Genomic DNA, 23,557 nt, shown 5'->3' with positions numbered 1-23,557 from the left:
GCAGCGCGCCGAAATAGCTCTCTAGGCTCGAAATGGCAGTCTCTCCTCAGTTCGACTGCCTGCCCAAAGAATCTCTTCCTAGCCCAACTTCAAGTCCCAAAAAGCCATATGCGATTCCCCTGCCCTCAAGGGGGAGATTGGCAGCTTCGGCGCTTCGCTCTATCCTGCGGCGTTGGAGGTTGGCGAAAGCGACGGTGCCAGCTAATCTCCCCCCTTGAGGGGGAGATGCCCGGCAGGGCAGAGGGGGGCGCGAAGGATCGCTGCTTATCTCGTCCTTCCGCTAGCGCCAGCGTCTATCGAGATACGGGTCAGCCCCTACCGAACCACCAGCACCGGGATCTGCGTCAGCGACACCACTTCGGCCGTCTGGCTGCCGAGCACCAGGCGGCCGATGCCCCGGCGGCCGTGCGAGGCCATGACGATGAGGTCGGAGCCTTCGCCGGCGGCGACCTCGAGGATCGCCTCGGCGGGCGCCTTGTTCTCGACATGGATGCCCTTCGAGCCGACACCCTTCGCATCGGCCTCGGCCTTGCATTTGTCGAGCACCTCGCGGCCGTATTTGCGGGCGCTTTCCTCGTAATTGGTGAGCTCGTCGGCGGCGACATAGCCGGCCATCGCGCCGCCCCAGGCCAGCGTGGGGAACGGCTCGGAGACGGTGACGAAGGCAACGGCAGCGCCGAGGCCCTTGGCCAGTTCCAGACCATGGGCGACGCCCTTGCCGGCGAGTTCCGAGCCGTCGGTGGCGATCAGGATTTTCTTGTACATGATGACGATCCCTCTTTCTTGCGTTGGCGGGAGCCCAGCGGGGCGGGCTTAAGCTTGATGTAGTCTGCCGGATGGCCCGGCCACAGGGCTAGCGATGGTGCCAGGCGGCGGGGATCGTCGCGCCAGCGCGGCGGATAATCGCGGAGGGCGCTCCCCCTCACCCAGCCTCCGCTTCGCTCGGCTGACCTCTCCCCGAGGGGAGAGGAGATTGCCGGCGTGGCGTCAGTCTCTTCTCCCCCACGGGGAGAAGGTGGCCCGAAGGGCCGGATGAGGGGGCTGGCGCTGCCCCATGTGATTGCGGCCACTCGGGCGAACACCCCCAGCCACCCCATCACAACAACTTGTTCTGTCACACGAGTTACACACTCGGCATGGATATGCCGCGCCGGCTTGGCGTATCGTAGCCGCAAAGACAGGAGCACTGACCATGGCCAGCGACCCCAAGGCGCAGAAGAAAGCCGACGACGAGAACGACGTCGCCGGCGAATATCTTGAAGCCGAGACCGTGGCGGAGGACCCGCATGAGGCGGCCGACGAGATCCTCGAAGCGCCGGAGGTGCCGGATTCCGAACCGCATGTGCCCGGCACCGCCAGGGTCAAGCCCAAGAAAAAGCCGTCGGCGATCAGCGGCCGAAAATTCCGCAAGCGCGACCTTGTGCGCATCGACGACCTGCGGCCGAGCCTCGCCGACCGCATCCGCGCCGACCATCCGGACCTGCCGCGCGGCGCCCGCGTCAGCCGCGCCGAGCTCGGCCGCTACCGCATGCGCTACATGGAGGAGTTGCTGCAGCAGGAGCATGGCGAATTCTCCGAGCTCGACCGCCAGGTGGTGGAATCGATCGCGAGACAGGACACGATCTCGGAAAACTCGGAAGAGGAATTCGAGGAGCACCGGTCCTTCGCCGACCGCGTCTCCGACGGCATGGCCGAGTTCGGCGGCAGTTGGTGGTTCCTGATCTCGTTCGCCGGCGTGCTTTTGGTGTGGATCGGCATCAACCTGCTCGAGGGCATGGCGGGCGCCTTCGACCCCTACCCGTTCATCCTGCTCAACCTGATGCTCTCCTGCATCGCCGCCATCCAGGCGCCCGTGATCATGATGAGCCAGAGACGGCAGGAAGCCAAAGACCGGCTGCGCTCCTTCAACGACTACCGGGTGAACCTGAAGGCCGAGCTCGAAGTGCGGCACCTGCACGAAAAGCTCGACTACCTGATCTCGCGCCAATGGCAGCGGCTGGCCGAAATGCAGCAGATGCAGCTCGACGCCATGCACGAGCTGGCAAGCGCGAAGAAGCAGAAGCGGGCGACAAGGGCGGTGCAGCGGAAGACAGCGAAGGTGCCGGCGGAGGGGTGAGGCTACGAGCTTGGTTCCTCGCCCCGACGAAGCGGGGGAGAGGTGGCTCGACAAAGCCGAGACGGAGAGGGGGAGCGCCATGTCCGACAACCCTACCGGTGGGACAATCAACCATGACAGGCCGTCGCCATTCCAATTGGCCGTTGAAGCCCGCAGCGGCTTCCGCTAAGAAGCCGTGGCTGGCCGGCTCACCGGCCGGTTCGTTTTCCGGATACCGGGAAGCACCCGTAGCTCAGCTGGATAGAGCGCTGCCCTCCGAAGGCAGAGGTCACAGGTTCGAATCCTGTCGGGTGCGCCAACTTTGCATTTGTAGTGACCTTTACCGATGACGGGCCTGCGACACTGTGATGCGGCCTTGTCAGGTAATCTGTTCAATTTCCAACAGTCGATATCTCAGTATCCAGCAACGCCGAGCCGCGTTTCCATAACAGAGTCGAAAATCTTGTGAATTTCTGGCTCTGGCAAGACATCAAGCAGCCGAAACCCACCGATCGAGTTAAGATCCATCATAATGGCTCTGAACGTCTTTCGCTCAAAGAGCGTCTTCTTCCCCGCCGCCGATTTAACTAGCCCACGTAGGATCACCGAGAAAACATTCGTCGACTGAGCTATCGTGGGCCTCTCGATGATGTTGGCTCGCACATCGGCGCGAAACAAGAAGGCATCCAGAGCCTGTTTCTGATCCACTCCAGCGACACGCGTACATAGATGCGACATCCACCACAATCGCGATGCTGCGTTGTCGCGCTCAATCTGGCGATTAGTCCGTGCGAAAAAATGTGTTTCGATATGCACTACAGCCTTCTCGTCGTCACTAGGTATAGGCCAACGGGCGCGAACGTAGTCGAGCAAAACTGTATGTGTGAGGTGGCACCATAGACGCTCATCACGAGCGTCATATGGCGTCAACTCAGAGAGGTACGCATGAACGGCCAGGCAATTTTCAACTTCGTAGAATTCCTCACCTACGGGCATCTTGAGCATCTCCAACGCTTTTGCCTGAGGGGAGATGGGAAGCTCATGGTACTGAGCAGCATCGAGATCGAGGAAAGAGAAATTGCCTGATCTGTATAACTCGATATTTTCTAGTATCGACTTTCTAAGTGTTATAACGGCTGACTCTCGCAAAATTCGCAATTTCATTGCTCTGCTCCTTGAAACACATACGCCTCAATTAGCTGAAAAGGGCTTCTCATAAGCTTCTCTGCTATTAGGTATTCATCATGCTCATCTATATTTATTCCATCGTTATGGCACTTCTGCCGCATAACCTTAGCCCAACGTGATTCGTTGTCTTCTGAGCCTGATTTCAGAATGGATATGCATTGCATAACTGCGGCAAAATATATCGAGTTCATCAACACAGCGCGGTGCGCTTTATTGTTTCTGGCTTTGTCGATCAACTCTTTTAGTTCCAAGCTAACACAAATCTGAACCTTGTCATCGGTGGTTCGAACTTGCCATTCGTGCCCTACGATCGAATCATCGCCTATTAATACAAATACGGATGATAGAGGTTTGAACACGTCACGATCGATATAAATTATCTGCGGTCTGTCCACTGCCAGAACCGAGCCAATTTCATATCTAAACGGACCCTCACCAAATTCTGAATTAATAAGCTTACTTTTATATCCCGTAATAGTTTTGACAGACGCTATGTAGGGGAACACTTGTACTTCGCCACGTAACCTTCCAGCAGGGAATGCGACTTTGAAGCTCTCATCAGAAGATGAGTGGACATGGCGAAAATAGGTATCTCGGCACGCAAATACAGTCGTATATTTGGCTCTCCCTGCCTCTACCTCCGCGCGTAGCTCCTCGACGCTTAGATGGAAGGCAACTTCTGCGACCACCTCTTGCCCGTCCATCGACGGTTCAAACTCTGCTGTTACCTGAATATCTCCATCGACGTAGTCATCTACGTCCGGCCTCAGCACGGGGTATGGAAAGGCTCTTAGGCTATCAAACTGCATGAGCTTTGACCTTAATCGTACCTTCGAATACCCTGTCCAACTCTACATCAATTGTGAGGCGCTGATTCACGTTACACTGAACGGACAGATCTCCATTGGCAACGATGCCGACCGACGTAGACGTTATTTTCAGGTTCGGTTTGTGTCAGCGCCTGAATCTTCGAGTGACACCTTCACTTGTCCCGCAACCTCGGGAGTAAAGGAAATTCGCCTCCGCGCGGGAGACAGGACGACCGCACGAACGTTTTGTAGCGCTAGCGTGGAGACATGATTCTTTGACGACCCTCCGCCACCAGCGCCGCCTTTGGTTGCGTCGCCGCCAGTTGACTCGTTGCTACCCGAGCTACCGCCCGATCCGTCCTCGCCGCCTTCACCGTCGCCAGCGTCATCTCCTTCATCGCCACCATCACCGGCAAGATTGTCGTCGGGGGAATTGTCTTCCTGGCTGTCGGAAGCCGTCGACTTCTTCTTCGGCAAAGGACGCGCCCGAATTTTCAACGCCCCTCTTGGATTTTCGTCGCCGTTCTTTTCCTTGGATCCGCTACCCTCTTCGTCATCGCCAAAAAACTCAGCAAGCTCGTCGATTTCTGAGACCTCGGCAATGGGGTCTTGAGCGTGGCGCTGCAACATCTGCCGCACCCACTCCGCTAGTTCGCGCAACGCAACTCGACCAGCCCTCTGTTGCTGTAAAGTAGGTAGGCGGTCCGGCTCGAAATCGTTGTGAGGCGGTGGCTCCATCGCCCGCAGCAAGGCGTTCCCCTTGTCGCTGAGACACTCTAAAACAGCTACAAACTCTTTGAACTCCCCGAAACGTCTCAGACGAGCGAGCTCAGAGGTTATAAGCATTCCGTTCCGCAAAACAGCCACGCGCTTCGGAAGCCCTTCCCCAACGAGTATGTGAAGCCGACAGTGCCCCAGCGAAGCATTCTGGGTCTCCTCAACCTTACTCTCGGTGCTTGAAAGCGCCCTCAAAAAATGTCCGCTGTTCTGAAATGTCTCCGGCTCTTCTTTCTGATCTTTGATGGCGTTTAAGATGTCTTTGTCGGCGAAGAAATCCGGTAGCGTCCCTGCGTTAAGTACCGGGCCACCCTCGATCGTCAGCGTAAGCTCACCACGGCAGATGGCCCCGAAAAAGCTTTCACCGATACTGGCGGCGAGTATTCTCTCCCATCCTTTAGTCGCCACAAAGCCCAGTATGCTAAGGGTTGTCCCGGTGCTCTCGCCCTCGTGACCGTTACAATGCAGCCAGGCGGGCAACTCATCTAAGTTTCCAACCAAAGGCTGACAGTTTTTTCGTATTCCCCAAAAGCCAGTCCCGCGATAGGTGGCGCCACCGCTACGATGAGACATGAGTATCGCTTTGCCCTGCACGTAGTGGTGCATTGCCCCGGTCTCGTCGCTCCACCGAGTGCTCAAAAAAATCGTCCGCAAACCGGAAACCGTGAACGGTGCGAATTTGCCAATCCCGAAAGAACCCGTAGCCGTGCCGGACTCCTTCTTCGATTGGCCAGTCGCCTTCATCAAAGCGAAGTACGGATAGCCCAACTCGCATGGACCTTTAACACCAGAGGTGTTGCTATCGGAAAACTGCAGAACTGAGATTTTCGACTTTCCCAGAAGGTCAAGCGCCGTCTCAAAAAACTGCTTGGCCTTTTCTCCCTCTGCATGGGATTCTGCGACACACAATTCCAACGCGGACCGCAACTCATCGACGTTAGGAATGCTTGTCGTCGGCACTTCGACCAGGCGAACACTTATCGCAACAGGCGAAGATATCACAGCATCAAGGGCGTTCTGTGTTCCCTCTCGCCCTAGCGAGCGAAACGGCGACCCCGCAAAATGCTCCATTCCCGGCTCGTTGAAGCCGTCCCACTGCTGAGAATTGTCACGCGGAAATTCGAAACCGATCTTCGCCACCATCTGCCCTTCCCGTCTCTAACCGCCTGCGAACAAATTTAGCCAACTCTTCCGCAACCGGTACTGCCACCGCATTACCCACTTGAGTGTATCTTTTAGCCCACGGGACACTCTCGGGAAACTCAAATCCTTTTGGAAAACCCTGCAACGCCAAGCATTCGTACTCTGTCAATTTCCTCAACCCCGACGGGGCAAACACAAAAGGAACATTATGCCCACCGAGACCCATATTTGCCGTAAGAGTTGGGCATACTCCTGGCTCCTTTGTTCTAACAAGATACTTCCTGAGTTGGTATATCTGCCGATCACCTTTGGCAGCATTACTTATCATATGATAGTATCTGTTATCCTTTGGCAAATAGTATTGCTCACCTACATCGTTGTCAAAGTCAACAAAATCACGAAGCTCTTTTGCCTTCTCCGACTTTGGTTTTGGGAATTCAAATCGTCCGCTGGTGAAATGATCTGTCGAAAGCGCGACCATGAAAAGCCGCACACGTTGCTGAGGGAGGTCAGTAAACTTATATGCATCAATCTCTTGAGCATTTTCGTCTCTGAACCAGTAGCCCGCTTTTCTGATCTCATTCTGAAGTCGAAGAAACCACGCACCGCCATCGCCGTAACGAAAGAAGGGAGCATTTTCCAAGACCAGCACAGGGGGTCTCTTGGGCCCAAACTCTCGAAGCAACCTGATAATCTCAAAGAACAGTTTGCCTCGATCATCATCAAAACCTGAACGGGTTCCCGCCTGCGAGAAACTCTGGCATGGGAAACCGGCATGAAGGACATCTACCGGCTCCAAGTCATCGCCCGCGACGGACACCTCTCGGATGTCCTTCTGGATGATTCTGGGTGTCGCGATGTTGGCTCGATAGGTTTCAACGGCGTGCTGGTTCAGCTCTAGCGCCCACTGGGTCTTAATCCCTTGGCGCTCGAATCCTAAACAGAACCCGCCGATGCCGGAAAAAAGCGCAGCGGCCTTCATCGAGGGAGCCTGAAATCAGCATCCCGAGTGGGCGTCATACTGGCTTTGAAGCGAAGCTCTACGTCTTGCATTCTCTTTGCGACAGCTTTGAAGATGGTTTTTACGTCCTCCTCTGAGTAGGCGTAATTCGACCTATTTGAAAGGTTGCCCAGGAGGTCCAAGTCCTTCAATATCTTCCTTGTTCTTGCTTCTGCTAGACGAACAAAGTTATCCCGAGCACTCCCCATTGCACCCTCCTATCTGGGCAGACACGCTACCAGGAAGGCACTCGAGTGTCAAATGACACGTACATATCAAACATCTACGCGTTGAATTGACGGACCTGAGACACCCTTTCAACGCCAAATAGTACGGAAGCAGCTTGAACGAATGCTTCAATGCTGGGCTGGACACAGGCGCACTAGTGATTCGAACCAAAATAGCAGCGAAGTTTATCTTCGGCAGCAGATAAAATGTGCGTTTCACACTCCCAGATCTCAACCACGCGCCAGCCCGCCTGCTCGAGTTTTTGCCTCGCATCAGCATCGCGCTGAACGTTCCGGGCGAGTTTTGGGAGCCAGTAATCCTGGTTGGATGCCGGCAGTTTGGCAAACCGGCATCCGGCATGTTGGTGCCAGAAGCAGCCATGAACGAAGATCACTGTTCGGTATTTTGGGAGGACCAAGTCGGGCGTGCCGGGCAAATCGCGACGATGAAGTCGGAACCGAAAACCGAGACGATGCAAAATCCGGCGCACAGTCCGCTCTGGGGTGGTATTGGCCGACCTAATGCTGCCCATATTGAGGCTTCTCTGCCGAGGGGTGTGACGGTCGATCACTGAGACAAGCCCAATCGCCCCAGAGCCTTCCTGAAGGCTCCATCAGCAGGTAGAATATTGTCAAACAATTTCAAAGCGATAGGCCTTTCTATTGCGCTGCAGCATCGCCAATCCTAGTATTGACCAACCCATTAGCGCAACCAGCTCCATTTTTGACCAGCATTCTGCTGTTGTTGCTAGCGGCGGCCCGATGGCACCTTGCGAGCTGTGATCATCCGGCCCCCCAAAGATCGGCTATGAACCTTGGCGGCTCCCCGCGCTCGGTTGTTCCTCACCCCAGCGTCTCCCTGATCGCCGCCGCCAGCCGCTCCACCCCCTCCCGCGTCTGCGCCGCATCGCACGCGGCATACCCCAGCACCAGGCCTTGCGTCGGTGCCGTGTTCTGGAAATATTTCGACAGCGGCGAGACGTTGATGGCCCTTCTCGCCGCGGCCTGGCTGACCTTGATGTCGTCGATGCCTTCCTTCAGATAGCCCACCACCTGGATGCCCGCTTCGGCGGGGGACAGCGTGATCTCGTCGCGCAGGCGCTCGGTCACGATGTCGCGAAAAAGCTGGCGGCGCTGGGCGTAGATGCGGCGCATGCGCTTCAAATGCCGGCTCATATGGCCTTCGGTGATGAAATCGGCGAGTGCCGCCTGCAGCAGCAGGGGCGCGAACTGGCCGGTGGTGGAGAGCGCGTTGACGATGCGGCCGGCGAGCTCCACGGGGAGCACCATGAAGCCGATGCGCAGTGCGGGGAACAGCAGCTTGGCGAAGGTGCCGACATAGATGACGCGGCCGGAGCGGTCCATGCTCTGGATCGCCGGCACCGGGCGACCCTGGAAACGGTATTCGCCGTCGAAATCGTCCTCGATCACCCAGGCGTTCGCGGTCTCGGCGATGTCGAGCAGGCGCAGCCGCTCCTCCATGCGCATGGTGATGCCGAGCGGATGCTGGCAGGCCGGCGTCACATAGATGAGGCGCGGTGCAGGATCCGGCGCGTCGAGGCGCCAGCCGCGCTCCTGGTCGACCGGGATGGGCAGGATTTTCGCGCCGGCCACGGTGAAGGCCGCCTTGGCGCCGTAATAGCCGGGCTCCTCCATCCACACCGTGTCGTCGGGGTCGAGCAAAAGGCGGGCGAGAAGATCGAAGGCGGCCTGCGCGCCGGTGGTGATGACGATCTGCTCGGGCCGGCAGCGCACCCCGCGCGCCGAGAGCAGATAGAAGGCGATCGCCTCTTTTAGCGCCGGATGTCCGGTGACGTCATAGGTGCCGAACAGGGTCTCGCCGCCGTGGCTGGCGCGGCGCGCGACCAGCCGGCCCCAGACGCCGAAGGGAAAGCTTTGCGCATCCGGCATGCCGGGGTGGAAGGCGACATGGCCCGGCCTGCCGTGATGATAGGGCTGGCTGAGCAGTTGCTGGCCGCGCAGCGAGGGCGCGCGCAGCGGGACAGGCGGCGCCTCGCGCGGTGCCTCGCGCGGACCGTCCGGCAGGTCGACGATGACCGCGCGCGCGCCCTGGCGGTTGGCGAGGTAGCCTTCGGTGACGAGCTGGTCATAGGCGGAGACGATGGTGTTGCGGCCAAGGCCGAGCTCGGCGGCCAAAGCCCGCGTCGAAGGCAGCTCCGAGCCAGGCGCCAGCGTGCGGTTGCGGATGATGGCGACGAGGCCGTGATAGAGCTGGCGCGACAGATGCTCGGGGCTGGCGCGGTTTACGGCGAGCATGTCGAGGGGGAAGGCCTGGGGCTTGGGGTGGAGGGGGCGCATTTTTCACCTCTCACTGTGGGTGCTACGGCCATCGCGCGCGGGCACGCTGGCTTGCATGGTCGAGTTCCTTCGCGCCCCCCTCTGTCCTGCCGGACATCTCCCCCTCAAGGGGGGAGATTGGCAGTTCAAGCGCCTCGCTTCTCCTGCAATGTTGACAATTGGCGAAATCCGGCGCGCCGCCTGATCTCCCCCCAAGAGGGACCCAAGAGGGGGAGATGCCCGGCAGGGCAGAGGGGGGCGCTGTCCCGCCGACGATCGACATTTTCCATCCCCCCATCCTGCCACAGCCCGCAAAACACACAACTGGTTCCTTCATTATCCGAAAAACTGGCCCTCGCGATGGAGACAGAGCGGCGTAGACTTCTCCCACTGACGTTGGGGTAGCCGTCGACCAAGACATGTCGGGCTGGACGCTGGGAGGGCGTCCGACCGAACGAAACGGCAGGGGCTTCGCGCCCCGCCGCCCGAACCGCAGCCATTTCCTCCCGAGACCGGACACCCCGCAGCCATCCCGGCAGCGGGGCGGAAAGCGAGCAATGACGACAGTTCGACTTGGCATCAACCCGATCACCTGGACCAATGACGACGTGCCGGAACTGGGTGGCGACACGCCGATCGAAACCTGCCTCAGCGAGACAGCCGAGGCGGGCTATGCCGGCACCGAGCTTGGCGGCAAGTTTCCGCGCGACAGCCGCGCGCTGAGGCCGATCCTCGACCATTACGGGCTGGCGCTGGTCTCCGGCTGGTATGATGGCCGCATCTGCGAGAAGAATGTGGACGAGGAATTCGAGGCGATCCGGCCGCATCTGACACTGCTCAGGGACCTCGGCGCCAGGCGTGTCGTCTATGCCGACACCTCGCGCGGCCGGCATGGCGCCATCCACGACCCGATCTCGCAGCGGCCGAAGCTCATGGACGGGGAATGGAAGGCCTACGGCGCCAAGATCACGCGGCTCGCCGAACGGTTTTCCGATTTCGGCGTCGGCATGGCTTTCCACCATCACATGGGCACGATCGTCGAGACCGACGCGGAGATCGACAGGCTGGTGCATAGCACCGGCGAGGCTGTCGGCTTGCTCTACGATACCGGCCACTGCGCCTTTTCCGGCGGCGACCCGGAGCAGCTCTTGCGCCGGCATGTCGAGCGCGTCGTGCATGTCCATTGCAAGGATGTGCGCCCGGCGGTGCTGAAGAAGGCGCGCGCGACCGACATGAGCTTCATGGGCGCGGTGATGGAAGGCATTTTTACAGTGCCCGGCGATGGTTCGCTCGACTACGCCACGCTGCTCAAAATCCTCGCCGATAAGGGCTATTCCGGCTGGCTGGTGGTGGAGGCCGAGCAGGACCCGGCCAAGGCGCATCCCTTGACCTATGCGACAATGGGGTATCGCAATCTGAAGAAGCTGGCGCAAGGCGCAGGCTTCTACGTGCACGAGCGCAAGGCCTGAAGGCAGAATAGGGCGCCGGGGAGGGCGATGAGTTCGGTTCTGTATAAAAACGTGGTCAAGAATTTCGGCGCGCTCAACGTGCTGCGATCGCTCGACCTCGCCGTGCCGGACCACAAATTCCTCGCGCTCCTCGGCCCGTCGGGTTGCGGCAAGACGACGGCGCTGCGCATCCTGGCCGGTCTGGACATGCCAACTTCCGGCAAGGTTTTCATCGGCGAGCGCGACGTCACCCGGCTGCAGCCGCGCGACCGCGACATCGCCATGGTCTTCCAGAGCTATGCGCTCTATCCGCAGATGACGGTCGCCGAGAATATCGGCTATCCGCTGTGGATCCGCGGCACGCCTGACGCCGAGCGCAAGGCCAAGATCGGCGACGTCGCCGCCACCCTCGAAATCGGCCACCTGCTCGACCGCAGGCCGCGCCAGCTCTCCGGCGGCCAGCGCCAGCGCGTGGCGCTGGCCCGCGCCATCGTGCGCGACCCGGCGGCCTTCCTGATGGACGAGCCGCTGTCCAATCTCGACGCGCGGCTTCGGCTCACCATGCGCGGCGAGATCAAGCGGCTTTGCCATCGCCTCAGCGCCACAACCATCTACGTCACCCACGACCAGGTCGAAGCGCTGACCATGGCCGACTTCGTCGCCGTCATGCATGGCGGCGAACTGCAGCAGATGGCGCCGCCCATCGATATCTACGACCGTCCGGCAAACCGCTTCGTCGCCACCTTCGTCGGCAATCCGCCGATGAACATCCTGCCGGCCGGGCTTGCCGACAATGGCGTGAGGGTGGCCGGCAAGGTCGTCCCGCTGGATACCGCGCGGCTCGCCGCCTGCCGCGCCGCCTCAATCGTCGAAATCGGCCTGCGGCCGGAGGACTGCTGCCTCGCCTCGACCGACACGCCGGAAGCGCTGCCCGGCGAAATCTACGTCGTCGAACCGATGGGCAACGAGACGCTGGTCAATGTCCGCCTCGACGGCGGCAACGTCTCGGTCCGGGCCGGCCGCGATTTCAGGGGCGCGGTGGGTGAAAGCATCGGCGTCGCCTTCGACCCGGCGAACGCCTGTTTCTTCAACACGGCCGGCCTGACCGCCGTCCACAGGGTCAGCAACAATGGGAGAGTGACATGATGCATTCCAGCAGACTTACTCGCCGCTCCGTCATCAAGGGCGGGCTCGGCTTCGCCTTGGCCAGCACGGCCCTCGCCACGCTCGGCCTGCCGCTGCCCGCAAGGGCCGCCGGCAAGAAGGTGATCATCGGCGCCTTCGCCGATGGCGGGCTGACGCCGTTCAAGCAGAAGATCATCCCGCTGGCGAAGGAAAAGGGCTTCGACATCGAGTTCCTCGAGGACGAATACGGCGTGACGCTGGAGAAGTGGTTCGCCGATGCCCAGAGCGGCGCCGGCCAATATGACCTCTATCTGCTCGACGATCCGTGGGTGCCGCAATTCGGCGCCGCCAATGTGCTGGAAGATCTCGGCGCCGGCGGCATCGATGGGTCCGACAAGGACTGGATCGGCTCGATGATCGACATGGGCTACTGGCCGCCGCAGCAGGGGCCGCGCGTCAAGGGCTTCGAGAATGCCAAGCCGACGCTGATCTGCGTGCCCTTCGTCGGCGACCTGCAGACGCTCACCTATCGCAACGACGTCTTCACCGGCGGCGCGCCCAAGACCTGGGACGAGGTGATCGCCAAGGGCAAGGAAGGCGTCGCCGCCGGCAAGATCAAGTATCCGGTCGTCTTCCGCGGCGTCTCCGGCAACCCGATCGTCACCAGCTGGTATCCGATCTTCCTGTCGTTCGGCGGCTCCTTCTTCGACGACAAGTGGAATCCGATCTTCAATTCGGCCGAAGGCAAGGCGTCCGCCGACTTCTTCGTCGGCACGATGAAGCAGAACGCACCGAGCGGCGTGGTCGAGTTCGACTCCGATCAGGAGGGTGCGGCGATCCTCGGCGGCGATGCCGGCGCCATCATCCAGTATTCGGGCAACGCGCTGAAGGCCGACGATCCGGCGCAGACCAAGGTGGCGGGCAAGCTCGATTTCGGCGTCGTGCCGAAGCAGCAGTCGGCGATCGCCCAGATGGGCATCTTCATTGCCGGCGTTCCGAAATCGGCGCCCAACAAGGCGAACTCGATCGAGTTCCTGAAGTGGTATGTCAGCGCCGAAACCCAGGCGAAGCTGTCGGAAGCGGGCTCTATTCCCGTCAAGCGCAGCGCCTTCGGCATCGCCAAGCCCGGCAACCGGCTGATCCCGGTCGCCCTGCAGCAGCTCGACGCCGGCGCGCTGCCGAGGCCGCGCACGCCCGACTGGGCAAAGGTCGAGGAACTGCTCGGCATCGAGCTCAACAAGGCGCTGCAGGCCGGATCCGGCGGGGGTGCTGCGCTCGACACGGCCGCCAAGCAGGTCAAGGACTATCTGACCACGGCTGGCTACTACTGATGCGAAGCGCAACGCAGGCACGCAAGTATCGCCTGCAGGGGGCGGGGCTCGACCTCGCCCTCCCATACCTCATGCTGGCGCCGGGCCTGACGATCGTGCTCGGCGTGCTCGTCTATCCGCTTTGGGATGGCCTCATGGCCAGCGCGAAAGCCTATCGCTATGGGTCGCCGGTCGCCAATGTCGGATTGCAGAACTATGTGCGCCTGTGGAGCGACGCGCAGTTCCTGAACTCACTCTGGGTCACGGTGAAGTTCGTCGCGCTGTCGGTGTCCTTCGAGGCGGTGCTCGGCTTCGCGCTGGCGCTGTTTTGCCTGCGCGAATTTCGCGGCATCCGCCTGCTCAGAACAGTGCTCATCATCCCGATGGTGGTCACGCCGGTCGTCGTCGCCATCGTCTTCCGCCTGATCTACGCCAGCGACGCCGGCATGCTGACTGCGCTCTCGGTGGCCATGGGCGGCGGCGAGGCGCAGATCCTCGGCAACCCGCTCAACGCCTTCATCGGCCTGGTCGTGCTCGACGTCTGGGAATGGACGCCGCTAATGTTCCTGATCCTGCTCGCCGGGCTGCAGTCGCTGCCGCACGAGCCGTTCGAGGCGGCGCGCGTCGACGGCGCCGGCGCCTGGCGGGTCTTCGCCGACCTCACCTTCCCGATGATGCGGCCGGTGCTGGCGGTGGCGATCGTGCTCAGGACCATCGATGCCTTCGGCACCTTCGACCAGGTCTTCGTGCTGACGCGCGGCGGGCCGGGCGAAGCGACGAGGCTGATCTCGATTTACGGCTACGACACCGCGTTCAAGTTCCAGCAGACCGGATACGCGGCGGCGCTGTTCGTGACGGTCGGCCTCGTCGTGCTCGCGCTCGCCTTCAGCGCGATCCGGCTCCTGCGCAGGATCGACGCGTCATGAGCACCCGTCTGGCGCGCATCCTGACCACCATGTTCGTGCTGGCCGTCGTGCTGCTGCCGATCTACTGGCTGGTCTCCACCTCGCTCAAGTCCAACCGCGAGATCACCCAGGAAGGCACGCTCTACCCGCACGTGCCGACGTTCGACAATTACGTGCGGCTGTTCACCGAAAAGCAGTTCGGTTCCTACCTGACGAACTCGCTGGTGGTGACCTTCTTCTCGGTGGCCATTGCTTTGATCGTCGGCGCGATGGGCGCCTATGCGATCGCCAGGTTCCGCCTGCCTTTCGCCGCCGAGCGCAAGGTCGGCCTGTTCCTTTTGACGCTGCGCATCATCCCGCCGGTCGTCATCCTGATCCCCGTCTATCTGCTGATGCTCAGCCTCGGCCTGCTCGACAGCTGGCTCGGCCTGATCGCCACCTACACCGCCTTCAACGTCACCTTCTGCGTCTGGATGATGGAGAGTTTCTTCCGCGAGATCCCCGTCGATCTCGAGGAGGCCGCGATGGTCGACGGCGATTCGCGCTTCGGCGCCTTCCGCCGCATCACGCTGCCGCTGGCCGCGCCCGGGCTCGCGGCGACCGCCATTTTCGCGGTGCTGGTCACCTTCAACGAATTCCTCTTCGCGCTGGCGCTGACGGCCACGCCGCGCGCCATGACCATGCCGCGCGGCACCGCGACGCTGATCGGCCGCATCGATACGGACTGGGCCTCGATGGCGGCGGCCGGCGTCATCGGCGCGCTGCCGATCGTCTTTTTCGCGCTCCTGGTGCAGCGCCACCTGGTGCGCGGGCTGACCATGGGCGCGGTGAAATGAATGCCGCCCGGGCAGCACTGAACCGGCCGCTCCGCGATGGCGCGGCCCGATAGGAAAGTCGAACGCATGATGGATGCTTGTCTGTTCGGGGTGGGGCTGATCGGCCGTGTGCACGCGGGCAATCTCGCGCGTCATCCAAAGGTGCGGCTGCGCTATATCGTCGACCCCAATCGGGAAGCGGCGGAGACGGTCGCCGCCGTGACCGGCGCCGAGATCGCCGACACGGAAGCCGTGATGAACGATCCGTCGGTGAAAATGGTGTTCATCGCCTCGGCAACGCGCACCCACGCCGAACTTGCCATGGCCGCGGCGGCGAAAGGCAAGGCGATCTTCTGCGAGAAGCCTATCGATCTCGACCTCAAGCGCACGGACGAGTGCCTGGCTGCGGTCGATAACGCCGGCGTGCCGTTCCAGATCGGCTTCAACCGCCGCTTCGATCCGAGCTTCCGGGCGCTGAAGGAGCGCCTTGACGGCGGCGAGATCGGCGCCGTCGAGCAGGTCATCATCACCAGCCGCGATCCCGAACCCGAAACCGAGGAAGCGCTGGCTGGAGGCGGGGGCGTCTTTCGCGAGATGACCATCCACGACTTCGACATGGCGCGGAACCTGCTCGACGAGGAGCCGGTCGAACTCTTCGCGACCGGCTCCTCGCTTGTGGCGCCGCAATACAGGAAGCTCGGCGACTACGACACCGCGATGTTCATCCTGCGAACGGCGTCCGGCCGGCAATGCCACATCAACAACAGCGTCAGGGCTGCCTATGGCTACGACCAGCGCATCGAGGTGCATGGCGCCGACGGCATGCTGCAGGCCGGCAACCGGCTGCCGACCTCGGTGGAAATGTACGGTGGCAAGGGCATATCGCGTGACAAGCCTTACTACTTCTTCGTCGAACGCTACGCGGAGTCCTACGCCGCCGAGATCGATCACTTCATCACCTGCGTCGAGACGGGCAGGAAGCCGGCCGTCACCGCCAGCGACGGCCGCAAGGCGATGATCCTTTGCGAGGCGGCCCTGGCGTCGGCCCGGTCCGGCAGGTTCGAGCCTGTAAAGCTCTGAGCGGATGGTCTGAAGTCAAGCGGGAGACCCGAAATGAAGATTGGCATGATCACCGACAGCCTGGGCAACCTGTCCTTCGACGAGATGCTGCGCGCCTCTGCCGAACTCGGGCTGGAGACGCTGGAGTTCGCCTGCGGCAACTGGTCGTCGGCGCCGCATATCGATCTCGCGGCCATGCTGGAGAGTGCTGCGACCCGCGCAGAATTCGTCGCCAAGGTCCGCGACCACGGGCTGACGATCGCGGCGCTCAACTGCTCGGGCAACCCGTTGCATCCGGGACCGCAGGGCAAGAAGCACCGCCAGGTGACCGAGGACACGATCCGGCTGGCGAACCTCATGGGCATCGACCGCGTGGTCATGATGTCCGGATTGCCCGGCGGGCCGGGTGACGCCAACCCAAACTGGATCGTCACCGACTGGCCGCCCGAATGCGCCGACATCCAGCGCTACCAGTGGGACGATTGTATCATCCCCTACTGGCGCGATCTCGTTAAGTTCGCGAACGATCTCGGCATCAGGAAGCTTTGCCTGGAATTGCACGGCCATCAGGCGGTCTACAATGTCCAGACGCTGTTCCGGCTGCGCGATGCCGTCGGCGAGACGGTCGGCGCGAACTACGATCCGAGCCATCCGATGTGGATGGGCGCCGATCCCATTGCCGCCGTGCGCAAGCTTGGTTCAGCCATCTACTATGTCCACGCCAAGGATACGCGCGTCGAGCCGGTGCCGGCCGGCATCGACGGCGTGCTGGATGCGCGTCCGCCAAATCACTATGCCGAAAGGGCCTGGAATTACATCACGCTGGGCTACGGCCATGGCGAGACCTGGTGGCGGCAGTTCTGCACCGCGCTGAAGCAGGCCGGCTACGACGACGTGCTGTCGATCGAGCACGAGGACATGATGCTGTCGCCGATGGAAGGCATGCGCAAATCCGTGGCGCTGCTGCGCAACGTCGCCATCAATCTGGCCTGAATGCTCAGATCCGATCTTGCCTTAAAGCGGCTCACCGTCTCACGGAAACGGCGAACCGCTCTATCTCTTTGTTTTCGCGCAATTCCGGACGGAAAATCGCTTCACACTTTTCCCGGAATTGCTCTCGTCGGCCACCGCCCCCCGTTGTGGCGGTCTCGATGTCCGGCCGAACTATCTCACATCGACCCAGCGCTGTTCCTGGAAGGAGCGCGCCATCGCATGCACGGTGCGCTCGATCTCCAGCCCCTCGTCGAAATCGATGATCCGGGCCGGCTTGCCGGCGATGCGCATCAAGAGCTCGCGGCATTCGATCATCTTGAGGTCGTTGAAGCCGAGGCCATGGCCGGGCGCCGGCAGGAACGAATCATAGGGCTTGTGGTGCGGCGCCACCAGGACGGTGCGGTAGCCCTGCTCGGTCGGCCGGTCGGCGGTGAGGTAGAGCTGGAATTCGTTCATCCGCTCCTGGTCGTAGAGGATCGAGCCCTTCGAGCCAAAAATCTGGATGGCGATGCGGCCCTTGCGGCCCCAGGCCGAGCGGTTGACCAGCAGCGTGCCGGCAACGCCGTTTTCAAGATGCATGAGCACGCTGGCGATATCGTAGGTCTCGACCGCGCGGCGGCCGCCGGATGCGACCTTGCGGTCGGCATAGGGTTTGACCATGTCGCACATGACGCGCGAAACTCGGCCGAACAGCGCCTTGATCAGCGACAGCGGATGGACGGCGAAATCGTCGAGCGCGCCATAACCGGAAGCCGCCTCATGCTTCCAGAAGAACAGCGCTTCCGGGTCGGCCATGAAATCCTCGTCCATCTCGATGCGCACGAGGTTGACGTCGCCGATGGTCTTCTCCTCGAGCAGCGCGCCGATGTGGCGGATGGCGGGGTTCTGGATGTAATTGTAGCCGAGCACGGCGACCTTGCCCGACGCCTTGGCGGCCTTCGCCATCGCCTCGGCTTCGGCAAAGCTCGGCGCCATCGGCTTCTCGCACCACAGATGCTTGCCGGCTTCCAGAATGGCGATCGCCATTTCGGGATGGAACTGGTTGGGCGTGGTCAGCGAGACGATTTCGACCTCCGGATCGTTGACCACCGCGCGCCAGTCGCCAGAGGCTTTTGCGAAGCCGAACTCGCCGGCCTTGCGCCGGGCAAGCTCGTCATTCACCTCGCCCAGATGCACCAGCCTTGGCTTGTCGACATCGGGGAAGACGGTGCCCACCGCGTTCCAGGCGATGGCGTGGCACTTGCCCATGAAGCCCGTGCCGATGAGGCCCACTCCGACCATGTCGATTGTCTCCGCGCCAGAGCAATTCCAGGAAAAGTGTCGAGCGGTTTTCCGTCCGGAATTGCGTCAACAAACAGATGGAGCGGTTCCGTGAAAGCGGAATCGCTCCGGGAAGAATTGATGTGGATGAATTAGTCCATTTTGGTAAAGAATGGAACATCCAAATCATTTTTTATGGTGTTCTTGCGCTAACTCGCTATGATGGGGCAGGAGAGGGAAAACCTTATGGGCGCGGACGGAGCGACGATGGACGAACGGGTGCCTCGCGATTTCGAAACGCTGCGCGCGACGATCCTGGATAGGCGCGCGAGCCTGCCCAAGCGCATCGCGCAGATCGCGGCCTATGCGCTCGACAACCCCGACGACATCGCTTTCGGCACGGCGGCAAGCATTGCCGCTTCGGCCGGCGTTCAGCCCTCGACGTTGATCCGTTTTGCCCAGCAGCTCGGCTTCGACGGCTTCACCAGCCTACAGCTTGTTTTCCGCGAGCGTCTGCGCGAGCGCAACTCCTCCTATGACGAGCGGCTGGCGGCATTGCGCGCCAAGGCCGAGGAAGGCGGCGGGCATCGGGCGATCTTCGACGGCTTCGTCGCCGCCGCCAGCACTTCGCTGGGCGACATTTCGCGTTCGCTCAACGATGCGCATTTCGAAGAGGCCGTCGCGCTTTTGGCGAAAGCCGAGACCATCTATGTGCTGGCCAAGCGTCGATCCTATCCGGTCGCGTCCTACATCGCCTACGCGCTCGGCAAGCTCAAGATTCGCAACCAGCTGGTGGAATCGGCCGCCGGGCTGAATGCCGAGATGATCGGCTTCGCCACGCCGCGTGACGCCGTCATCGCCATCAGCTTCTCTCCTTACGCGCCTGCGACCATCGACGAGACGCGCTCGATCGCGGAACAGGGCGTGCCCATCGTGGCGATCACCGACTCATCGTTCTCGCCGCTGGCGCAATTCGCCAAGGTCTGGTTCGAGGTGGCCGAGGCCGATTTCGGCGGCTTCCGTTCGATCTCGGCGACAATGGCGCTTGCCATGGCGCTGACCGTCGCCGTCGGCGAGAAGCGTCGCGAAGCCGGGCGCAGGCGCAAAGGCTGAGCCTCGCCGACGGGCGCTTTTCATCATGGGAACGGTCATTCCATATTGACTATGGATTGGAATTAATATTTCATATTGACGGCACCACGCAGCCGCTTGCGCGTGCTGTCCAAAACGACGCTGCTCTGCACAACAAGGCCGATGGGAGGTTCGAATGGGCGAAGCCGTGGAAGGGAAATACCCGCCGCTCGACGTCATCACCATCGGCCGCGCCTCGGTCGATCTCTATGGCCAGCAGATCGGCTCGCGGCTGGAGGACATCGCATCCTTCGCCAAGTCGGTCGGCGGCTGCCCGGCCAATATTTCCGTCGGTACGGCAAGGCTCGGGCTGCGCTCGGCGCTGCTCACCCGCGTCGGCGACGAGCAGATGGGCCGTTTCATCCGCGAACAGCTGCGGCGCGAAGGCGTGTCGGTCGACGGCTTGAAAACCGACAAGGAACGGCTGACGGCGCTGGTGCTGCTTTCGGTCGAGGACGAAGGCGTCTCGCCGATGATCTTCTACCGCTCCGACTGCGCCGATATGGCGCTCGCCGAAGAAGACATCGATGAGGCTTTCATCGCCTCGGCGCGTTCCGTGGTCGTCACCGGTACACATTTCTCACGACCCAATTCGGATGCCGCGCAGCGCAAGGCGATCCGCCTCATGAAGGCCAAGGGCGGCAAGGTGGTGTTCGATATCGACTATCGCCCGAACCTCTGGGGTCTGGCCGGCCACGCCGAGGGCTTCGAGCGCTATGTCAAATCCGACCGTGTCTCCTCTCAGCTGAAGACGGTTCTGCCCGACTGCGATCTCATCGTCGGCACCGAGGAAGAAATCATGATCGCGTCGGGCGCCGACGATTGCCTGAGCGCGCTGAAGACGATCCGCGCGCTGTCGTCGGCCACCATCGTTCTGAAGCGCGGCGCCAAGGGCTGCATCGTCTATGACGGCCCGATCAGCGACGACCTCGAGGACGGCATCGTCGGCAAGGGTTTTGCGATCGAGATCTACAATGTGCTGGGCGCCGGCGACGCCTTCATGTCGGGTTTCCTGCGCGGCTGGCTCGGCGGCGAAAGCTTTGCCACCGCCGCCACCTGGGCCAATGCCTGCGGCGCCTTTGCAGTGTCGCGGCTGCTGTGCGCGCCGGAATATCCGACCTTCGAGGAGCTGCAGTTTTTCCTTAAGCACGGCAGCAGGCATCTGGCGCTGCGCAAGGACGAGGCGATCAACCACATCCATTCGGCGACGACGCGGCGGCGCGACATTCCTTCGCTGATGGCGCTGGCCTGCGACCACCGCGTCCAGCTGGAGGACGTCGCGGCCAGGGTCGGCGCCGACACTTCGCGCATCCCCGACTTCAAGGTGCTCACCGTCAAGGCGGCGGCCAAGGTCGCCGCCGGCCGTGACGGCTACGGCATGCTGATCGACGAGAAATACGGCCGCGACGCGATGTTCGAATTCGCCCGCCATCCCTTCGCCTGGCTCGGCCGTCCGGTCGAATTGCCCGGATCGCGGCCGCTGCGCTTCGAATTCTCGCAGGACATCGGCTCGCAGCTCACGGAATGGCCGGTCGACCATTGCATCAAATGCCTGTGCTTCTACCATCCGGACGACCCGGAGGCCTTGAAGACCGAGCAGCAGCAGAAGATCAGAGCTTTGTTCGAGGCGGCGCGCAAAGTCGGCAGGGAATTGCTGGTCGAGATCATTGCCGGCAAGCACGGCAAGCTCGACGACACCACCATTCCGCACGCGCTGGAGGAACTCTATGCGCTGGGCATCAAGCCGGACTGGTGGAAGCTCGAGCCGCAGGCTTCGGCCAATGCCTGGGCGAAGATCGAACAGGTGATCGTCAGGAACGATCCGTGGTGCCGCGGCATCGTGCTGCTCGGACTGGAGGCGCCGCAGGACGAGCTGGTCGCGGCTTTCGCCGCCACGGCCAACGCGCCCATCGTCAAGGGATTTGCCGTCGGCCGCACCATCTTCATCAATGCCGCCGAACAATGGCTGGCCGGCAAGATGTCGGATGACGAGGCGATCGCCGACATGGCCGCGCGCTTCGAGCAGCTCACCGAGGCATGGCTTGCCGCACGCGGCCGCAAGGCAGCATAAGAAGACGGGCAGCATAACAAGACGGCATAGGGACAGCCGGAGGAAACGACAAATGACCAAGACCGTTCGCCTGACGATGGCGCAGGCTGTTACCCGCTTTCTCAGCCGCCAGATGACCAAGATCGACGGCCAGAAGGTGCCGATCTTCGGCGGTGTCTGGGCAATCTTCGGCCACGGCAATGTCGCCGGCGTCGGCGAGGCGCTCTACCAGCTGCGCGACGAGCTGCCGACCTTCCGTGCCCATAACGAGCAGGCGATGGCGCATGCGGCGATCGCCTATGCCAAGGCCAATTTCCGCCGCCGCTTCATGGCCGCGACGACCTCGATCGGCCCCGGTGCGCTCAACATGGTGACGGCCGCCGCGCTCGCGCACGTAAACCGGTTGCCCGTCCTGTTTTTACCGGGCGATGTTTTTGCCAACCGGCTGCCCGATCCGGTGCTGCAGCAGGCCGAGGATTTCTCCGACGGCACGGCGAGCGTCAACGACTGCTTTCGCCCTGTCTCGCGCTATTTCGACCGCATCACACGGCCGGAGCAGATCATCCCGGCGCTGAACCGCGCCATGCAGGTGCTGACTGATCCGGCCGAGTGCGGCCCGGTGACGCTTTCGCTCTGCCAGGACGTGCAGGCCGAGGCCTATGACTATCCCGAAAGCCTGTTTGCCGAGCGCGTCTGGACGCCGCGCCGGCTGCGCCCGGACCGCAATGAACTGGCGGCCGCCGTCGCGGCGCTGAAGGGCGCCAAGAAGCCGCTGGTTATCGCAGGCGGCGGCGTCCTCTATTCGCAGGCCTCGGACGAGCTCGCCAAGCTGGTGCAAGGCGCCGGCATTCCGGTCTGCGAAACGCAGGGCGGCAAATCCTCGCTGCCTGATGACCATCCGCTCAACATGGCGGCGGTCGGCGTTACCGGCACCTCGGCCGCCAACCGCCTGGCCGAAGAGGCCGACGTCGTGCTCGCCGTCGGCACCAGGCTGCAGGATTTCACCACCGGCTCCTGGGCGCTGTTCAAGAATGCAGGCCGCACCATCATCGGCCTGAACACGCAAGTTTTCGATGCCGGCAAGCATTGGGCGTCGCCGCTGGTCGCCGATGCCGCCGAAGGGCTTGCCGAGCTTGCCGCCGGGCTGAAGGGCTGGAAAGCGCCGGCCGCCTGGACCGACAATGCGCTGAAGGGCAAAAAGGACTGGCAGGCCGCCGCCGCCAAGGTGACGGCCTCGACCAATGCCGCCTATCCTTCCGATGCGCAGGTGATCGGCGCCGTGCAGCGCGCCATGGGTTCAGGCGTCACCCTGCTGCATGCCGCGGGCGGCCTGCCCGGCGAGTTGCACAAGCTCTGGCAAGCCGGCGCGCCGGGTTCGTATCACGCCGAATACGGCTTCTCGACCATGGGCTACGAGATTGCCGGCGGGCTCGGCGCCAAGATGGCGAAGCCCGACCAGGAGGTCGTCGTCATGGTCGGCGACGGCTCCTATCTGATGCTCAATTCCGAGATCGCCACCTCGGTGATGCTGGGCCTGAAGCTCACCATCGTGCTGCTCGACAACCGCGGCTATGGCTGCATCAACCGGCTGCAGATGGCGACCGGCGGCGCCAACTTCAACAATCTCTTGAAGGACGCCCGCCACGAGGTGATGCCCGACGTCGACTTCGCCGCCCATGCGGCTAGCCTCGGCGCGATTGCCGAAAAGGTGGCGTCGATCGCCGAACTGGAGACGGCGCTGGGCAATGCGAAAAAGAACGACAAGACCACGGTGCTGGTCATCGACACCGATCCGCTGGTGTCGACCGATGCCGGCGGCCATTGGTGGGATGTCGCCGTGCCGGAAGTCTCGGCGCGACGCGAAGTGAACGCCGCGCGCAAGGTCTATGAAGAAAAGCGGCAGATGCAGAAGATCGGAGATTGA

General features: G+C 61.9%; 19 protein-coding genes and 1 tRNA gene. 12 read left to right on the top strand and 8 right to left on the bottom strand.

All coding sequences use genetic code 11. From position 1 onward, the window contains the following. Nucleotides 1-315: 315 nt before the first annotated feature. Nucleotides 316-765 (bottom strand): universal stress protein, encoded by a 450-nt coding sequence (locus tag RFM98_RS24860; protein WP_320311265.1) that lies wholly within the window; start codon nucleotides 763-765, stop codon nucleotides 316-318. A 427-nt stretch (nucleotides 766-1,192) separates the two neighbouring features. Here RFM98_RS24860 and RFM98_RS24855 point away from each other — a divergent pair, with 427 nt between their 5' ends. Together RFM98_RS24855 and RFM98_RS24850 are read left to right on the top strand one after the other, a co-directional pair. Continuing rightward, nucleotides 1,193-2,116 (top strand): DUF1003 domain-containing protein, encoded by a 924-nt coding sequence (locus tag RFM98_RS24855; protein WP_320311264.1) that lies wholly within the window; start codon nucleotides 1,193-1,195, stop codon nucleotides 2,114-2,116. A 221-nt stretch (nucleotides 2,117-2,337) separates the two neighbouring features. After that, a tRNA-Arg gene (locus tag RFM98_RS24850) sits at nucleotides 2,338-2,414 on the top strand. A gap of 95 nt (nucleotides 2,415-2,509) precedes the next feature. Here RFM98_RS24850 and RFM98_RS24845 read toward each other — a convergent pair. The 6 genes from RFM98_RS24845 to mocR all read right to left on the bottom strand — a co-directional run bounded on the left by RFM98_RS24845 (nucleotide 2,510) and on the right by mocR (nucleotide 9,558). Further along, nucleotides 2,510-3,259 (bottom strand): DUF6339 family protein, encoded by a 750-nt coding sequence (locus tag RFM98_RS24845; protein ID WP_320311263.1) that lies wholly within the window; start codon nucleotides 3,257-3,259, stop codon nucleotides 2,510-2,512. Next, nucleotides 3,256-4,092: a hypothetical protein gene (locus RFM98_RS24840; protein ID WP_320311262.1), complete on the bottom strand. Its 837-nt coding sequence runs from the start codon at nucleotides 4,090-4,092 to the stop codon at nucleotides 3,256-3,258. The genes RFM98_RS24845 and RFM98_RS24840 overlap by 4 nt, the downstream gene beginning before the upstream one ends. Before the next feature lie 129 nt (nucleotides 4,093-4,221). Next, complete coding sequence (locus RFM98_RS24835; protein WP_320311261.1) at nucleotides 4,222-6,012, bottom strand: hypothetical protein; 1,791 nt, start codon at nucleotides 6,010-6,012, stop codon at nucleotides 4,222-4,224. Next, on the bottom strand, nucleotides 5,978-6,994 hold the full coding sequence (dcm, locus tag RFM98_RS24830) for a DNA (cytosine-5-)-methyltransferase (protein ID WP_320311260.1): 1,017 nt from the start codon (nucleotides 6,992-6,994) through the stop codon (nucleotides 5,978-5,980). The genes RFM98_RS24835 and dcm overlap by 35 nt, the downstream gene beginning before the upstream one ends. A gap of 400 nt (nucleotides 6,995-7,394) precedes the next feature. Further along, entirely contained in the window at nucleotides 7,395-7,772 is a 378-nt protein-coding gene (locus RFM98_RS24825) for a very short patch repair endonuclease (protein WP_320311259.1), read from the bottom strand. A 310-nt stretch (nucleotides 7,773-8,082) separates the two neighbouring features. Continuing rightward, nucleotides 8,083-9,558 (bottom strand): rhizopine catabolism transcriptional regulator MocR, encoded by a 1,476-nt coding sequence (gene mocR, locus RFM98_RS24820; RefSeq protein ID WP_320311258.1) that lies wholly within the window; start codon nucleotides 9,556-9,558, stop codon nucleotides 8,083-8,085. Between the two features lie 536 nt (nucleotides 9,559-10,094). Between mocR and iolE the strand changes: the two genes are divergently transcribed. From iolE to RFM98_RS24785, 7 genes are all read left to right on the top strand, one after another. Further along, nucleotides 10,095-11,006 carry a myo-inosose-2 dehydratase gene (iolE, locus tag RFM98_RS24815; RefSeq protein WP_320311257.1) on the top strand — a complete coding sequence of 304 codons (912 nt, stop codon included), beginning with the start codon at nucleotides 10,095-10,097 and terminating at the stop codon, nucleotides 11,004-11,006. Between the two features lie 27 nt (nucleotides 11,007-11,033). Further along, a complete protein-coding gene (locus RFM98_RS24810; RefSeq protein WP_320311256.1) occupies nucleotides 11,034-12,131 on the top strand; it encodes an ABC transporter ATP-binding protein in 1,098 nt (365 codons plus the stop codon). Continuing rightward, nucleotides 12,128-13,441, top strand: coding sequence for an extracellular solute-binding protein (locus RFM98_RS24805; RefSeq protein WP_320311255.1), 1,314 nt, complete (start codon nucleotides 12,128-12,130; stop codon nucleotides 13,439-13,441). Before RFM98_RS24810 ends, RFM98_RS24805 begins: the two co-directional genes overlap by 4 nt. Next, nucleotides 13,441-14,346 (top strand): carbohydrate ABC transporter permease, encoded by a 906-nt coding sequence (locus RFM98_RS24800; RefSeq protein ID WP_320311254.1) that lies wholly within the window; start codon nucleotides 13,441-13,443, stop codon nucleotides 14,344-14,346. The genes RFM98_RS24805 and RFM98_RS24800 overlap by 1 nt, the downstream gene beginning before the upstream one ends. Continuing rightward, nucleotides 14,343-15,161, top strand: a complete 819-nt coding sequence (locus RFM98_RS24795; protein ID WP_320311253.1) for a carbohydrate ABC transporter permease — start codon at nucleotides 14,343-14,345, stop codon at nucleotides 15,159-15,161. The genes RFM98_RS24800 and RFM98_RS24795 overlap by 4 nt, the downstream gene beginning before the upstream one ends. Nucleotides 15,162-15,227: 66 nt before the next feature. Next, a complete protein-coding gene (gene iolG / locus RFM98_RS24790) occupies nucleotides 15,228-16,220 on the top strand; it encodes an inositol 2-dehydrogenase (RefSeq protein WP_320311252.1) in 993 nt (330 codons plus the stop codon). 33 nt (nucleotides 16,221-16,253) lie between these two features. Then, nucleotides 16,254-17,192 (top strand): sugar phosphate isomerase/epimerase family protein, encoded by a 939-nt coding sequence (locus tag RFM98_RS24785; protein ID WP_320311251.1) that lies wholly within the window; start codon nucleotides 16,254-16,256, stop codon nucleotides 17,190-17,192. A gap of 171 nt (nucleotides 17,193-17,363) precedes the next feature. On the opposite strand, the gene RFM98_RS24780 is transcribed toward RFM98_RS24785, so the two are convergent. Further along, nucleotides 17,364-18,473 carry a Gfo/Idh/MocA family protein gene (locus tag RFM98_RS24780; RefSeq protein ID WP_320311250.1) on the bottom strand — a complete coding sequence of 370 codons (1,110 nt, stop codon included), beginning with the start codon at nucleotides 18,471-18,473 and terminating at the stop codon, nucleotides 17,364-17,366. Between the two features lie 246 nt (nucleotides 18,474-18,719). Between RFM98_RS24780 and RFM98_RS24775 the strand changes: the two genes are divergently transcribed. The 3 genes from RFM98_RS24775 (at nucleotide 18,720) to iolD (ending at nucleotide 23,557) form a co-directional block, all read left to right on the top strand. After that, entirely contained in the window at nucleotides 18,720-19,565 is an 846-nt protein-coding gene (locus RFM98_RS24775) for a MurR/RpiR family transcriptional regulator (protein WP_320311271.1), read from the top strand. A gap of 154 nt (nucleotides 19,566-19,719) precedes the next feature. Continuing rightward, nucleotides 19,720-21,654 carry a bifunctional 5-dehydro-2-deoxygluconokinase/5-dehydro-2-deoxyphosphogluconate aldolase gene (locus tag RFM98_RS24770; RefSeq protein WP_320311249.1) on the top strand — a complete coding sequence of 645 codons (1,935 nt, stop codon included), beginning with the start codon at nucleotides 19,720-19,722 and terminating at the stop codon, nucleotides 21,652-21,654. 52 nt (nucleotides 21,655-21,706) lie between these two features. After that, nucleotides 21,707-23,557: a 3D-(3,5/4)-trihydroxycyclohexane-1,2-dione acylhydrolase (decyclizing) gene (iolD, locus tag RFM98_RS24765; RefSeq protein WP_320311248.1), complete on the top strand. Its 1,851-nt coding sequence runs from the start codon at nucleotides 21,707-21,709 to the stop codon at nucleotides 23,555-23,557.

It is taken from the genome of Mesorhizobium australafricanum (assembly GCF_033977265.1).
Classification (GTDB): Bacteria; Pseudomonadota; Alphaproteobacteria; order Rhizobiales; family Rhizobiaceae; genus Mesorhizobium; species Mesorhizobium australafricanum.
This window is presented reverse-complemented; position numbering and strand designations above follow the sequence as displayed.